The 14,134-nt window shown below is 70.8% G+C and carries 16 protein-coding genes; 14 read left to right on the plus strand and 2 right to left on the minus strand.

All coding sequences use genetic code 11. The annotated features are described in order from the left end of the window. The gene (locus ACFE7W_RS04705) at nucleotides 1–2,094 is read left to right on the plus strand and encodes a prolyl oligopeptidase family protein (protein WP_375423634.1); all 2,094 of its coding nucleotides are present in this window, start codon (nucleotides 1–3) and stop codon (nucleotides 2,092–2,094) included. Beyond that, the gene (locus ACFE7W_RS04710; protein WP_375423635.1) at nucleotides 2,091–3,206 is read left to right on the plus strand and encodes a saccharopine dehydrogenase NADP-binding domain-containing protein; all 1,116 of its coding nucleotides are present in this window, start codon (nucleotides 2,091–2,093) and stop codon (nucleotides 3,204–3,206) included. The genes ACFE7W_RS04705 and ACFE7W_RS04710 overlap by 4 nt, the downstream gene beginning before the upstream one ends. Nucleotides 3,207–3,222: 16 nt before the next feature. Here the strand turns inward: ACFE7W_RS04710 and mgrA are convergent, their stop codons facing one another. After that, entirely contained in the window at nucleotides 3,223–4,260 is a 1,038-nt protein-coding gene (gene mgrA, locus ACFE7W_RS04715; protein WP_375423636.1) for an L-glyceraldehyde 3-phosphate reductase, read from the minus strand. Between the two features lie 68 nt (nucleotides 4,261–4,328). Beyond that, nucleotides 4,329–4,724 carry a VOC family protein gene (locus ACFE7W_RS04720; protein ID WP_375423637.1) on the minus strand — a complete coding sequence of 132 codons (396 nt, stop codon included), beginning with the start codon at nucleotides 4,722–4,724 and terminating at the stop codon, nucleotides 4,329–4,331. A gap of 102 nt (nucleotides 4,725–4,826) precedes the next feature. Between ACFE7W_RS04720 and ACFE7W_RS04725 the strand changes: the two genes are divergently transcribed. From ACFE7W_RS04725 to ACFE7W_RS04780, 12 genes are all read left to right on the plus strand, one after another. Next, nucleotides 4,827–5,831 (plus strand): sigma-70 family RNA polymerase sigma factor, encoded by a 1,005-nt coding sequence (locus tag ACFE7W_RS04725; RefSeq protein ID WP_375423638.1) that lies wholly within the window; start codon nucleotides 4,827–4,829, stop codon nucleotides 5,829–5,831. 4 nt (nucleotides 5,832–5,835) lie between these two features. After that, nucleotides 5,836–6,204, plus strand: coding sequence for a DUF1707 domain-containing protein (locus ACFE7W_RS04730; protein ID WP_375423639.1), 369 nt, complete (start codon nucleotides 5,836–5,838; stop codon nucleotides 6,202–6,204). Between the two features lie 108 nt (nucleotides 6,205–6,312). Next, nucleotides 6,313–7,191, plus strand: a complete 879-nt coding sequence (locus tag ACFE7W_RS04735; RefSeq protein WP_375423640.1) for a GTP-binding protein LepA — start codon at nucleotides 6,313–6,315, stop codon at nucleotides 7,189–7,191. Between the two features lie 179 nt (nucleotides 7,192–7,370). Continuing rightward, entirely contained in the window at nucleotides 7,371–7,592 is a 222-nt protein-coding gene (gene infA / locus ACFE7W_RS04740; protein WP_091075514.1) for a translation initiation factor IF-1, read from the plus strand. Nucleotides 7,593–7,792: 200 nt separating this feature from the next. Further along, nucleotides 7,793–7,906, plus strand: a complete 114-nt coding sequence (gene rpmJ, locus ACFE7W_RS04745; protein ID WP_013862061.1) for a 50S ribosomal protein L36 — start codon at nucleotides 7,793–7,795, stop codon at nucleotides 7,904–7,906. Nucleotides 7,907–8,191: 285 nt separating this feature from the next. Then, nucleotides 8,192–8,566 carry a 30S ribosomal protein S13 gene (gene rpsM, locus ACFE7W_RS04750; RefSeq protein ID WP_375423641.1) on the plus strand — a complete coding sequence of 125 codons (375 nt, stop codon included), beginning with the start codon at nucleotides 8,192–8,194 and terminating at the stop codon, nucleotides 8,564–8,566. A 41-nt stretch (nucleotides 8,567–8,607) separates the two neighbouring features. After that, the gene (gene rpsK / locus ACFE7W_RS04755; RefSeq protein WP_375423642.1) at nucleotides 8,608–9,012 is read left to right on the plus strand and encodes a 30S ribosomal protein S11; all 405 of its coding nucleotides are present in this window, start codon (nucleotides 8,608–8,610) and stop codon (nucleotides 9,010–9,012) included. Between the two features lie 32 nt (nucleotides 9,013–9,044). Further along, the gene (rpsD, locus tag ACFE7W_RS04760) at nucleotides 9,045–9,650 is read left to right on the plus strand and encodes a 30S ribosomal protein S4 (protein WP_375423643.1); all 606 of its coding nucleotides are present in this window, start codon (nucleotides 9,045–9,047) and stop codon (nucleotides 9,648–9,650) included. A 152-nt stretch (nucleotides 9,651–9,802) separates the two neighbouring features. Continuing rightward, complete coding sequence (locus tag ACFE7W_RS04765) at nucleotides 9,803–10,825, plus strand: DNA-directed RNA polymerase subunit alpha (protein WP_375423644.1); 1,023 nt, start codon at nucleotides 9,803–9,805, stop codon at nucleotides 10,823–10,825. Nucleotides 10,826–10,970: 145 nt separating this feature from the next. After that, on the plus strand, nucleotides 10,971–11,612 hold the full coding sequence (rplQ, locus tag ACFE7W_RS04770; protein WP_375423645.1) for a 50S ribosomal protein L17: 642 nt from the start codon (nucleotides 10,971–10,973) through the stop codon (nucleotides 11,610–11,612). Between the two features lie 92 nt (nucleotides 11,613–11,704). After that, entirely contained in the window at nucleotides 11,705–12,544 is an 840-nt protein-coding gene (locus ACFE7W_RS04775; RefSeq protein ID WP_375423646.1) for an FkbM family methyltransferase, read from the plus strand. Between the two features lie 117 nt (nucleotides 12,545–12,661). Further along, nucleotides 12,662–14,056, plus strand: a complete 1,395-nt coding sequence (locus tag ACFE7W_RS04780) for a nucleotide sugar dehydrogenase (protein ID WP_375423647.1) — start codon at nucleotides 12,662–12,664, stop codon at nucleotides 14,054–14,056. Nucleotides 14,057–14,134: the final 78 nt, after the last annotated feature.

A 14,134-nucleotide genomic window follows, 5' to 3' on the forward strand; every position in this document is an offset into this window, starting at 1 on the left:
ATGGACCTGCCGAGCACCAGACGTGACGACCTCGTCGAGGTCCTGCACGGCCGCCGGATAGCCGACCCCTACCGCTGGCTGGAGGACCCGGACGCCGCCGAGACCATCGACTGGGTGGCCCGCCAGAACACCGTCACCGAGGCCTACCTGGGCTCCCTGCCCGAGCGGGCCTGGTTCACCGCCACGATGCGGGCGGTGCTGGCCCGACCGCGGGCCGGGACCCCGCGGCGTCGGGCCGGCCGCTACCTGGTGACGCGCAACGACGGCCGGCAGAACCAGGACGTCTGGTACGTCGCCGAGACCCTCGACGAGCTGCTCGCGGGCGGCCGGGTGCTGGTCGACCCGAACACCCTCTCGGCGGACGGCACCACCTCGGTGGCCGAGCTGACGGTCAGCGACGACGGGCGCCGGCTCGCCTATGCGGTCAGTGCGGGTGGCAGCGACTGGACCACCTTCGCGCTCGTCGACGCGGGAACCGGCGAAGGGCTGCCGGACGCTCCGGTCCAGACCAAGTTCTCCGACGCCGGCTGGCTGCCGGACAACCGTTCCTACGTGTACAGCGCCTACGACCACGAGGGCCACGCCGAGGGCACCGAGACCGCGGCGCTCGGCGGGGGCCGGCTGCGGATCCACCGGATCGGCGAGCCCGCCGAGGCCGACGAGCTGGTGCTGGACCCCGGTGACGACCGGCTGGGTGCCTGGGCCCAGGTCACCGACGACGGACGCTGGGTCGTGGTCAGCATCGTCGCCGGCACCGAGTACCAGAACCGGCTCTGGGCCTACCCGGTGCGCGACGACGGCGGCACCAGCCGGCTGGGCGAGCCGGTGAAGGTGGTGGACGAGCCGCGCGCGGAGTTCACCCTGGTCCGCTCCGACGGGAGCGTGCTGTACCTGCTCACCGACGAGGGCGCCGAGCGGCGGCGGGTGGTCGCGGTCGACCTGGACCTGCCGTCGCAGCAGCGCTCGGCGTTCCGGGAGGTGCTGCCCGAGACCGAGCACGCCCTCGAGCAGGTGGTCGCGGCGGGCGACGGGTTCGTGGCGGTCCATCTGGTCGACGCCCAGCCGCGGCTGACCCGCTACGCCCGCGACGGTGCGGTGCTCGGCGTGGTCGAGGTGTCCGGCGGCGCGGTCGTCGCCCTGGACGGTCACGCCGGTGACGACGAGGTCTTCGTCGGCCTCTCCTCGGTGGTCACGCCCACCCAGTCCTACCGGTTCAGCTTCGCCACCGGCGACGTGCGGCCGCTGCCCGGTCTGGTGCCTGGCGGGTCGGCCGACTTCGTGGCGCCGCCGATGCGCGTCGAGCGCACGGCGGGTACCAGCGCCGACGGCACGCGCGTCCCGTACTTCCTCATCCGGCCGGCCGGCAGCGACCCGGGCGTGCCGCAGCCGACCCTGCTCTGGGGCTACGGCGGCTTCAAGATCCCGTTGTTCGCCGACTACCGGCCCGGCTGGGCCGGCTGGCTGGCCGCCGGCGGCGTGCTCGCCGTCGCCAATCTGCGCGGCGGCGGTGAGTACGGCAGCGACTGGTACGAGGCGGGCCGGCTCAGCCACAAGCAGAACGTGTTCGACGACTTCGTCGCCGTGGCCGAGCACCTCAAGGCCACCGGGGTGACCACGACCGGGCAGCTGGCCCTGCACGGTCGCAGCAACGGCGGTCTGCTGGTCGGTGCCGTCATGACGCAGCGCCCCGACCTCGCGGCCGTCGCCCTGCCGGGGGTCGGGGTGCTCGACCTGCTGCGCTTCCACCTGTTCACCGTCGGGGCCGCCTGGACCAGCGACTACGGCGACCCCCGCGACCCCGACCAGTTCGCCGAGGCGTTCGCCTACTCACCGCTGCACCGCGTCCGGCCGGGGACGGCGTACCCGGCGACGTTGGTGCTCACCGGCGACCACGACGACCGCGTGGTCCCCCTGCACAGCCACAAGTTCACCGCCGCGCTGCAGTACGCCCAGACCGGACCGGCCCCGGTGCTGACCCGGATCGAGACCGCCACCGGTCACGGCGCCGGCAAGCCGACCGCCCTGCAGGCCGCCGAGTGGGCCGACCTGCTCGCCTTCGCGGCCCACCACACCGGTCTGGTCCTTCCCGGGTGAGCAGCGCGGGAGGCCGGGGGAGCACGGACGAGGTCTTCGTCCTCGGCGGTTACGGACGGACGGGACGCTCCGTCGCCGACGACCTGGCCACCAGTGGCGTCACCCCGGTCCTGGTGGGTCGCGACGCCGGGCGCCTGGCCGAGGCGGCCCGGCCGGGCGGGCACCGGACGGTCGTCGCCGCCAGCGCGGAGGCGATGGCCACGGCGGTCGTCCGGGAGCGGCCGACGGTCGTGCTCAACACGATCGGCCCGTTCACCCGGACCGCACCCCCGCTGGTCGGTGCCTGCCTCGCGGCCGGGAGCGAGTACGTCGACCTCGCGAACGACATGGCGGCCGTGCCCGCGCTGCTCGCCCGGCAGGGTGACGCCGTGCGCTCCGGCCGCACGCTGGTCACCGGAGCGGGGTTCGGGGTGACCGCGACGGAGAGCGTGGTGGCCTGGCTCTGCGAGGGAGCCGACCCGGCGGAGCGGGTCCGCGTCGACATGGTGCCGTCCCTGGCGCTCGAGGCGGGACGGCTGGGGGAGGCTCTGGCCGGGACCCTCGTGGAGGGGCTGCCGGGCGTCCCCGGTGGCGGTCGTTTCCAGGGCCGCAGGGTGGCTGACGGCGTCCTGGCCGCGGCGTCGATCGGCGGCGGGGTGCTGGCGTTGCGGACGCCTGAGGGCGACGAGGTGAGCGTCGCGCTGATGCCGCTGGGCGAGCTGGTCGCCGCCCAGCGGGCGAGCGGTGCGCGCTTCGTGGACGCCGCCTCGAGCGAGGCGCCGTCCGGTCGACTGGTGCGGCTGGCCCTCCCCGTCGCGGCGAGCCTGCTCCATCTCGGCGTGCTCCGCCGGTTCGTGGCGGGGCGGCTCGCCGCCGTCAGGTTCGCCGACCGTCCGGCCCCGCGCGAGCACTCCTGGGGACACGCAGACGTCGCCTGGTCCGACGGGACCGCGGCCGAGGGCTGGGTGCGGCTGCCCGAGGCCCAGGCGGCCACCGTGGCGATCGCCGCCGAGGTGGCCCGGCGGCTCGCGCGGCACGAGGGCCGCCCGGGTGCGTTCACCCCGGCGGCCCTGTTCGGTCACCAGCTGCTGACCAGCCTCGGCGCGGAGTACCTTCGCGTCGAAGGCCGCTGAGCCCCCACCGAGGAGCTCAGCCGTCGGTGGAGTCCCGGGCGTCGGCCCACAGGTCGACGCCGGAGTCGACGGCGTGCTCGTCGATGGCAGCCAGCTCGTCGTCGCTGAAGTCCAGGTTCTGCACGGCGGCCACGTTGTCCTCCAGCTGGGCGACGCTGCTGGCGCCGATCAGGGTGGAGGTGATCCGCGGGTCGCGCAGCACCCAGGCCAGGGCCAGCTGCGCCAGCGTCTGGCCGCGACCGGTGGCGATCTCGTTCAGGGCCCGGACGCGGGCCAGGTTGTCCTCGCTGATCGCGTCGGTGGACAGCGACTTGCCCTGCGCGGCGCGGGAGTCGGCCGGCACGCCGTTCAGGTAGCGGTTGGTGAGCAGACCCTGGGCCAGCGCGGTGAAGGCGATGCAGCCGACCCCCTCGGTCTCGAGCACCTCGAGCAGCCCGCCCTCGATCCAGCGGTTGAACATGGAGTACGACGGCTGGTGGATGATCATCGGGGTGCCCAGGTCGCGGAGCAGGGCAGCGGCCGCCGCGGTGTGCTCGGGAGAATAGGACGACACGCCGACGTAGAGCGCCTTGCCCGCCCGGACGGCCGCGTCGAGCGCACCCATCGTCTCCTCCAGCGGCGTCTCGGGGTCGGGCCGGTGGTGGTAGAAGATGTCGACGTAGTCCAGGCCGAGCCGCTGCAGCGACTGGTCGAGGCTCGCCGTCAGGTACTTGCGCGAGCCGTGGTCGCCGTACGGGCCGGGCCACATGTCCCAGCCGGCTTTGGACGAGATCACCAGCTCGTCGCGGTACGGCCGGAAGTCCTCGCGGAGAATGTGTCCGGCGTTCACCTCGGCCGCGCCGTACGGCGGGCCGTAGTTGTTGGCGAGGTCGAAGTGGCTGACCCCGAGGTCGAAGGCCCGGCGCATCACCGCCCGTTGGGTCTCCAAGGGCTTGTCGTCGCCGAAGTTGTGCCAGAAGCCCAGCGAGACCGCGGGGAGCTTCAGACCGCTGCGTCCGCAGCGGCGGTAGGGCTGGACGTCGTAGCGGGAGTCGTCGGCGACATAGGCAGGCATGGCGGCCACGCTATCGCCGTCGGGCGACAGTCACCGAAGCGGTTCAGCGAGCGCCCCCTCGGCCCGGCTCAGGCTGCCAGGTCCATGTGCATGACCTCCCAGACGTGGCCGTCGGGGTCGGTGAAGCTGTGCCCGTACATCCCGCCGAGCTCCACCTTGTCCAGCCAGGGCTGTCCGCCGGACCGCAGCGCCCTCGCGACGAGGTCGTCGACCTCCGCGGGACTGCTCGCCGAGAGGCAGTTGATGACGGCCGTTCCCGCGGTCGGGTCGGCGACGGGTCCGGAGACGAAGTCGGCGAAGCGGCCCCGCTGCAGAGCCATCACCACGATGGTGTCGGAGATGACGACGCAGGCGGTGTTCTCGTCGCTGAACTGGGGGTTCAGGGTGAAACCCAGGCCGGTGTAGAAGGCCTTCGTCCGTTCGAGGTCGGAGATGGCGAGGTTGACGAAGATCATGCGGTTCATCGGAGGATGCCTTCCTGCCCAGCGTGCGCAGCCCGGTGCTGCTGTGGGTCAAGACCCTCGGTAGGGCTGCAAATCATCGCCTGGGCGCGGTAGTTTCTCCCCATGTCTGTGGCTACCGACAACGACGTCTTCACCAGCCTGGTCGAGCCGCTCCGGGGGGAGCTGACCGCGCACTGCTACCGGATGCTGGGGTCGGTGCACGACGCCGAGGACCTGGTGCAGGAGACCTACCTGAGGGCCTGGCGCTCGTTCCACGGCTTCGAGGCCCGCTCGTCCCTGCGCACCTGGATGTACCGGATCGCCACCAACGTCTGCCTCACCGCGCTGGAGAGCCGGCAGCGACGGCCGCTGCCCACCGGGCTGGGCCAGCCCGGGACCGACGGGGACGCCGCCCTGCACTCCCGGCCCGAGACGCCCTGGCTCGAGCCGCTGCCCGACACCGTGGTCTGGGGACCCTCGACCGGCTCCGGACGCGGTGCCGGCGGAGACCCGGCGGCCGAGGTCGTCGGCCGGGAGAGCGTCCGGCTGGCCTTCGTGGCCGCGCTGCAGCACCTGACGCCGCCGCAGCGCGCGGTGCTCATCCTGCGCGACGTGCTGGCCTGGCACGCCGACGAGGTCGCCGAGCTGCTGGGGATGAGCGTCGGCGCGGCCAACTCCAGCCTCCAGCGGGCGCGGGCCTCGATGGCCAGGCTCGACCCCGAGAGCACGACGCCTCCGGTGTCGGAGGAGCGGGCCAAGCAGCTGCTGGCCGACTACGTCGAGGCGTTCGAGGCCTACGACGTCGACCGCATCGTCGCGCTGCTCTGCGCCGACGCCGTCTGGGAGATGCCCCCCTATACCGGCTGGTACTCCGGCGCGGAGAACATCGGCCGGCTCATCCGCCGGCACTGCCCGGCCGAGCGGGCCGGGGACCAGGTCATGCTGCCGGTCTCGGCCAACGGCCAGGCCGCCCTGGCCCTCTACATGCGGGGTGAGGACGGCCGCCACCACGCGTTCCAGCTGCAGGTGCCGACGGTGACCGAGCTGGGGGTCAGCCACGTGGTGGCGTTCTTCGAGACCGGCCTGTTCGCGCGCTTCGGCCTGCCTGACATCCTCCCGGTACCCTGACCGGGTGAGCAGTGACCTGCCGATCTCCTCGCCCTACCGGAGCAGTCCCGGCGAGGTGGTCAGCGAGTCCGAACGCAACCAGCTGAACGTCCGACTGAACGCCGCCTACACCGCGGGCAGCCTGGACCCGGAGGACTACCAGAGCCGGCTCGACCAGCTGTTCGCGGCCCGGACCCTTGGCGAGCTCGTCCCGGTGGTGACCGGGCTGCCGCCGCTGCGGACCTACGACGACCCGGCCATGGTGGTCAGCTCGGGCGGCCAGCCTGGCCAGCTGGCCCCGTCGCGGGACGCTCAGCGCCTGACGCTGCTGGTGGTGGCAGGGGTCGCGGTGGCCGTGGTTCTCCTCGGTCTGCTCCTCCTTCTTCTCCTCTAGCTCGGTGGCCCCGGCGCGAGGAGGAGTTTGGATTGCCTTACCTAACTGTGGGTAACGACACAGGCGAAAACGCCTGACTCCGCGGTTACGGCTCCGTAGGATAGGAAGATGCCCGGACAGCCGATCACCCAGCGCAAGATCGCTGACCACGTGTCCCGGCTCGGTGACCTCTACCCGCCGATCCGGCTGGACTCGGTCGACCGCACCGTGCACGACCCGGCCGCCGTGGCCTCACGGTTCGGCCACACGATCGACTACCTGGCGCGTGTCGAGCTCGAGGTGGACCGCAACGTGCTCGAGCTGCTGGTCCTGCTACCCGACGTGGACGAGACCAACAAGACCTTCTACGCCGACGTGTGGGCACCGCAGGAGATCCAGCACGGACTGATCCTGGACCGGCTGCAGACCGACATCGGACGCCCGCCGACCGTCCCGAAGCTCGACATCGGGCTGGACATCAAGATCCTGGGCGCCCTGGCCCACATGAAGCCGATCCAGGACATCACCCGGATGCTGTACTTCCTGACCGGGGCGAGCACGGAGCGGCAGGCGGTCCTCGCGTACAACCGGCTGCACGCGGGCATGCTCGAGATGGGAGAGCAGGCGATCGCGAGGACGATCCTGCACCCCATCAAGCAGCAGGAGCCCGGGCACTTCGCCTTCTACCAGATGTCGGCGATGCTGATGATCCAGGACAAGGTGCTCAAGCCCTGGCAGCTGTTCCTGGCCCGGGTGCTGCGCGAGAAGGGCTACTACGTCGCGGGCGGCCAGGACAAGGGTCGTCGCGCCGAGGTGGGCCGGATGGCCACCGACCTGGGCGTGGACGCCGACGTCGAGGGCTACGCCCGCGAGATCGGCCGGGTCGAGAGCCGACTGCTGTGGGCCGGCCGCAAGGGCATGGAGTCCCCGCCCTACATCGTCAAGGCGCTCCGGGAGAGCATCGACGCCTACCGCGAGCAGGCCCAGCGCACGCTGCAGGACGCCTGACCCGCCCCTGGGCCAGCTCTCGGCCGGCGTTCGCATTTGGGGTGCCGGCGGAGCCCCGCGTAGACTGACGGGTCGGTCGGGGTCGCGGTCACGCACCGCCGGCTTGCTCAGCCCACAACAACGGTAAGAACGCGCGAACCGGCACTGCACGCACGGTTTCTGACACAGATTGAGAGTTCATGGCGAAGAAAGAGGGCGCACTCGAGCTCGAGGGGACCGTCGTCGAGGCCCTGCCGAACGCGATGTTCCGCGTCGAGCTGGCGAACGGCCACAAGGTGCTGGCCACCATCAGCGGCAAGATGCGGCAGCACTACATCCGGATCCTGCCGGCCGACCGCGTCGTCGTCGAGCTCTCGGCCTACGACCTGACCCGCGGCCGGATCGTCTACCGCCACAAGTAGTCCCGCGCCCTGAGCCTGTCGACGGCCTCGAAGAGGTTGTGGCTCGAGGCGATTTGAGTCGGCCAGCGCGTGAGCGTACAGTATCCCCTTGGTCGCCCGGTGGTGGCCTCTCTTCCGTGCCCGTGCGTCGGGCACTCCTCGATCCATCCTCATCCGTGCGGGCCACCGGTCTGCGCGGAGCCGATACAGGAGTGAGCTCCATGAAGGTCCAGCCGAGCGTCAAGCGGATCTGCGACAAGTGCAAGGTCATCCGCCGCCACGGTCGCGTGATGGTCATCTGCGAGAACCCGCGGCACAAGCAGCGCCAGGGCTGAGCCTCCCCGCTGCTCCACCGCACACCAGCAGCACGCACGACCAGCAGTACCGCACAACCAGCACTACCGCACGACCAGCAGTACCCCAACAGTGTGATCGCACCTCTCCCGTACCTACGGAGAGTCACCCCCGGTCGGAGGCCGGGGCCCTGGCGGTTCGGGCCCAGCTCGAACCGAAGGTTGCCAGGGACGCCTCACGCCAGACACCTCCGCGACGCACCCGACCTGACCGGTCGGAGCCGCCACTGCGGCGCGTCGACGAAATCGAAAGGTAGTACCCACCTGATGGCACGTCTCATCGGTGTCGACCTCCCGCGCGACAAGCGCCTCGAGGTCGCCCTGACCTACATCTTCGGCGTCGGTCGTACCCGCGCCCTGGAGACCCTCGAAGCCACCCAGATCAGTGGCGACCTCCGCGTCCACCAGCTGACCGACGATCACCTCGTCCAGCTGCGTGACTGGATCGAAGCGCACTACCAGACCGAGGGTGACCTCCGTCGCGAGGTGGCCGCCGACATCCGCCGCAAGGTCGAGATCGGCTCCTACCAGGGTCGCCGCCACCGCAGTGGTCTGCCGGTCCGGGGCCAGCGCACCCGGACCAACGCCCGTGGCCGCAAGGGTGCGCGCAAGCCCGTCGCCGGCAAGAAGAAGGCCAAGTAACCGCGCGAGCGGGAACTTGGTGAGACTCAGGAGAATCTGACATGGCTACTGCAGGTCGCAACACCCGCACCACCAAGGTGCGCAAGAAGGAAAAGAAGAACGTCGTCTCGGGCCACGCCCACATCAAGAGCACGTTCAACAACACCGTCATCTCGATCACCGACCCGACCGGGGCCGTCATCGCGTGGGCCTCGGCCGGCACGGTGGGCTTCAAGGGCTCGCGCAAGTCCACCCCGTACGCCGCCCAGATGGCCGCCGAGGCCGCGGGACGTCGGGCCATGGAGCACGGGATGAAGCGAGTCGACGTGTTCGTCAAGGGTCCGGGTTCGGGTCGCGAGACCGCGATCCGTTCGCTGGGGGCCGTGGGCCTGGAGGTCGGCGCGATCGCCGACGTCACGCCCATCCCGCACAACGGCTGCCGCCCGCCCAAGCGCCGTCGCGTCTGATCCGCACCCACCACTAAAGGACTCACACAAACATGGCTCGCTACACCGGTCCCATGACCAAGAAGTCGCGTCGGCTGGGGGTTGACCTGGTTGGCGGCGACAAGGCTTTCGAGCGCCGCCCCTACCCGCCCGGCGTCCACGGCAAGGGTCGCACCAAGGAGTCGGAGTACTCCCTGCAGCTGCGCGAGAAGCAGAAGGCCCGCTTCTCCTACGGCGTGCTCGAGAAGCAGTTCCGTCGGTACTACGAAGAGGCCAACCGGCACGCCGGCAAGACCGGCGACAACCTGCTCCAGATCCTGGAGTCGCGGCTGGACAACGTTGTGTACCGCGCCGGTCTGGCCCGCACCCGTCGTCAGGCTCGCCAGTTCGTGGTCCACGGACACTTCCTGGTCAACGGCCAGCGGGTGGACATCCCCTCCTACCGGGTGTCCGGCCACGACATCGTCGACCTCGCTCCGAAGCTCCGCGAGACCACGCCGCACATCGTCAACCGTGAGACCCACGGCGAGCGCGAGGTGCCGGCCTGGCTGCAGGTGCTGCCCGAGCGTGGACGCATCTTCGTCCACCAGCTGCCGACGCGCGCGCAGATCACGATCGACGTGCAAGAGCAGCTCATCGTGGAGCTCTACTCCAAGTAGCAGAACCCTTCGACAGGCTCGGGGAGCGGACCGTTCCTCAGGGCGCGGCTCCGGTTCCCTGAGCCTGTCGAAGGCGTCAGACCCTCGCCGTCCGACACGGCGGGGACCGCGCCTTCAAATAGCGGGAAGCGCGGAGAAGGAAGAAGAAGACCATGCTCATCGCTCAGCGCCCCACCCTGTCCGAAGAGGTCGTCAGCGACGACCGCTCCCGGTTCGTCATCGAGCCGCTGGAGCCCGGCTTCGGCTACACCCTCGGCAACTCGCTGCGTCGCACCCTGCTGTCCTCGATCCCGGGGGCGGCGATCACCAGCATCAAGGTCGACGGCAACCTGCACGAGTTCTCCACGATCGAGGGCGTCGTCGAGGACGTCACCGAGATCATCCTGAACCTGAAGGCGCTCGTCGTCTCCTCCGAGGAGGACGAGCCCGTCACGATGTACCTGCGCAAGGCCGGGCCGGGTGCGGTCACCGCGGCCGACATCGCGCCGCCCACCGGCGTCGAGGTGCACAACACCGACCTGCACATCGCCACCCTGAACGAGACGGGCAAGCTCGAGATGGAGCTCGTCGTCGAGCGCGGCCGCGGCTACGTCTCCGCCGTCCAGAACAAGATGGCCGACGCCGAGATCGGCCGGATCCCGGTCGACTCGATCTACTCCCCGGTGCTCAAGGTGACCTACAAGGTCGAGGCCACCCGGGTCGAGCAGCGCACCGACTTCGACAAGCTGATCCTCGACGTCGAGACCAAGCAGGCCATCCGGCCCCGCGACGCCGTCGCGTCCGCCGGCCGCACCCTGGTCGAGCTGTTCGGTCTGGCTCGCGAGCTGAACGTCGAGGCCGAGGGCATCGAGATCGGCCCGTCGCCCATCGACGAGCAGCTCGCCGCCGACCTGGCCCTCCCGGTCGAGGACCTGAACCTGACCGTCCGGTCCTACAACTGCCTCAAGCGCGAGGGGATCCACACGGTCTCCGAGCTGGTGTCGCGCAGCGAGCAGGACCTGTTGGACATCCGCAACTTCGGCTCCAAGTCGATCGATGAGGTCAAGCTGAAGCTGCACGAGATGGGCCTGTCGCTGAAGGACAGCGCGCCGGGCTTCGACCCGCTGGCCGCCATCGGCCGCTACGACGACCTCGAGGAAGAAGACGCCGACTTCACCGAGACCGAGCAGTACTGATCGATTGCCTCAGGGGGGCGACCCCCTGGAACCCCCGCCCTCGGCGGGGGACCGAGACGGTGTCGGGTATCCCGTCCCGCCTCGGAACCTGGGCCGGGTCTCGCCGGTCTCTGACCTGCATCACCATCGCTAACGGAGAGTAGACATGCCAGCACCTACCAAGGGCGCTCGTCTGGGCGGCAGCCCGTCCCACGAGAAGATCATCTTGGCCAACCTCGCGACCCAGCTGTTCGAGCACGGGAAGATCGTGACCACCGAGGCCAAGGCCAAGCGGTTGCGTCCCCTGGCGGAGAAGCTGATCACGAAGGCCAAGCGGGGCGACATCCACTCCCGTCGGCTGGTGCTGACCACGGTCAAGGACAAGGGTGTCGTGCACACCTTGTTCACCGAGATCGCGCCGCAGATGGCCGACCGTGAGGGCGGGTACCTGCGGATCACCAAGGTCGGGCCGCGCAAGGGCGACAACGCCCCGATGGCCATGATCGAGCTGGTGGCCGAGTCGGTCGAGGACTCCAAGAAGGCCAACCTCCGGACGCCGGTGGCGGCCAAGAAGCGCGCTTCGGCCCAGGCCGTCGCCACTCCGGCCGGCGCCCCCGCCGGCGAGGGTGCCCCCGACGACGAGGTCCAGTCCACGGGCACCACCGAGGAGACCCCGGCCGAGGGTCTGGTCACCGACACCGAGGAGCGCGACGCCGCGACGGACACCGAGCAGGCGCCGAGCACCGACGTGGAGACCGAGGAGGCTGCGGCCACCCCGGGCGTGGAGAGCGACACCGAGAAGGCCTGAGCTCACCCGCACGACCGCTGACGCGAGAACGGCGTCCATCCTCACGGGTGGGCGCCGTTGCGTCGTCCGCGGATCCCGGTATCGTCCGACCGATGGCGACCCCTTCTGCCCTGAGACGGCTGCGATCTCGAGCCGCGACGCTGGCGGCGCGACTCGACCCGCGGCTGGTCACGCCGCCGGCGGCCCTGTGGCTGTCGGTCCGCGGCAGACAGCGGTGCTCCGTGCGCTACGACGACGGCCTCTGGGTCCGCCGCTACGCCGACGGCACCCTGGTGGACATGCGGCTCGGCGGTCCGACGCCGCGTCAGCAGGACGCCTACGTCACCGACGTCTACCTCTACGGCTACCTCCCGCAGCCGGGCGACACCGTGGTCGACGTCGGAGCCGGCGTGGGCAGCGAGGCCCGGCTGTTCTCGCGCCTGGTGGGGCCGCAGGGACGGGTGTTCTGCGTCGAGGCCGACCCGACGGCCGCCCGATGCCTGCGGCGGACGGTGGCCGAGAACGACCTGCGCAACGTCGTCGTGGTCGAGGCCGCGCTCAGCAGCACACGGGGTTCGGTCCAGCTCGAGCTCGACCCGGACCGCTACATCAGCAACCGGCTGGCGCATGAGGGCCGGAGCGGGATCGCCGTCCGGGCCCTCACCTTCGCGGACCTGATGGAGGAGGTCGGGCCGGGGCCGGTCGCGCTGCTCAAGATGAACATCGAGGGTGCCGAGGGGGAGGTGCTGGTCCCGCCGCCGGCAGAGCTGGGGCGGGTGGAGCACGTCGCGGTGTCCTGCCACGACTTCAAGGCCGGGCAGCCGGGGAGCGCCTGGCAGGCCACCTCGACGGCCGTGACGGCCGCTCTGCGCAGCAGCGGCTACGAGCTCGAGTCCCGACCGGACGACCCGCGTCCCTGGATCCGCTGGTACCTCTACGGCGCCCGTCCCTGAGCCGGCCCCCGGAGCGCCCGAGAGCCTCGACGGTGGGCTCCCGGTGTCGGAGGGGGCTACCATTCCCTGGACTGAACGGTCGGAATCTGTGCTCGGGGAGACCACGGAGGACTCCTCGTGCCTGCATCTGCTGGCGTGACCCGCGACCCGGCCGGCTCCACGGCCCCCGACGCCACCACCACGGAGAGCCCGACCTCTGAGGCGCGGAGCCCCGAGAGCGGCGTCGCGCCCCGACCGACGTCGGGCCCGGCCGGCCCGGACGCCAAAGTGGTCATCGTCGGTCAGGGCTACGTGGGCCTGCCGGTGGCGATGCGGGCCGTCGAGGTCGGCTACACCGTGGTGGGGGTCGACGTCGACGACCGGCGGATCGGCCGCCTCGCCGAGGGCGCCTCCTACGTGGACGATGTCGACTCGGCGCGGCTGCAGCAGGCCCTGGACAGCGGCCGCTATCTGCCGACCACCGACTACCAGCACTGCGAGGGCTTCGACTACGCGGTGATCACGGTGCCGACGCCTCTGCGTGAGTCGGTGCCCGACCTCAGCTTCATCGAGTCCGCCGCAGCGTCCCTGGCCCCCCAGCTGCGAAGCGGTGCCACCGTCATCCTCGAGTCCACGACCTACCCGGGAACCACCGAGGAGCTGCTGGCCCCGCTGCTCGAGTCGATCAGCGGCCTGACCTGCGGCACCGACTTCTACGTCGGGTACTCCCCGGAGCGCATCGACCCCGGCAACCAGCGGTGGGGCTTCGTCGAGACCCCGAAGGTCGTCTCCGGGATCGGCGAGGAGGCCTACATCCGGATCCACGGCTTCTACTCGAGCATGATCAACGAGGTCGTCGGGGTGAGCGGCACCAAGGAGGCCGAGCTCACCAAGCTGCTGGAGAACACGTTCCGCCACGTCAACATCGCCCTCGTCAACGAGCTGCTGGTCTTCGGCCACCAGCTGGGCGTGGACGTGTGGGAGGCCATCGACGCGGCCGGGACCAAGCCGTTCGGCTTCATGAAGTTCACCCCCGGCCCCGGGGTGGGGGGCCACTGCCTCCCCGTCGACCCGAGCTACCTGTCGTGGGAGGTCCGCCGCAAGCTCGGCCGGAGCTTCCGCTTCGTGGAGCTGGCCAACGACATCAACGACCACATGCCCGACTACGTGGTCTCACGCATCGTCACCGCCCTGAACCGGCGGCGGGTCGCCCTCAACGGCTCGACCATCCTACTCGTCGGGCTGGCCTACAAGCGCAACACCGGCGACGTCCGGGAGTCCCCGGCCCTGCGGATCGTGGCCCTGCTGCGCGAGTACGGGGTCAACGTGCAGGGCGTCGACCACCACGTCGAGCCCTACCAGTGGCCGGCGGGGGTCGAGTCGGTGAGCCTCACCGAGGAGGTCGTCCAGAACAGTGACTACATCGTCCTGCTCACCGACCACGACGACGTCGACTACGCCGTCCTGGAGAAGGCCGCCGACCGCGTCTTCGACACCCGGCACCGGGTGAAGAACGCCGGCGAGCTCCTGTGACGGTGGGCGGGCGGCCGGGGAGCCGCCCGCGCGCTCCCCGGCGCCCGACGAGCGCGGACCGGGGCCGGATCGTCCTCG

The organism is uncultured Friedmanniella sp. (assembly GCF_964244285.1).
Taxonomy (GTDB): Bacteria; Actinomycetota; Actinomycetes; order Propionibacteriales; family Propionibacteriaceae; genus Microlunatus.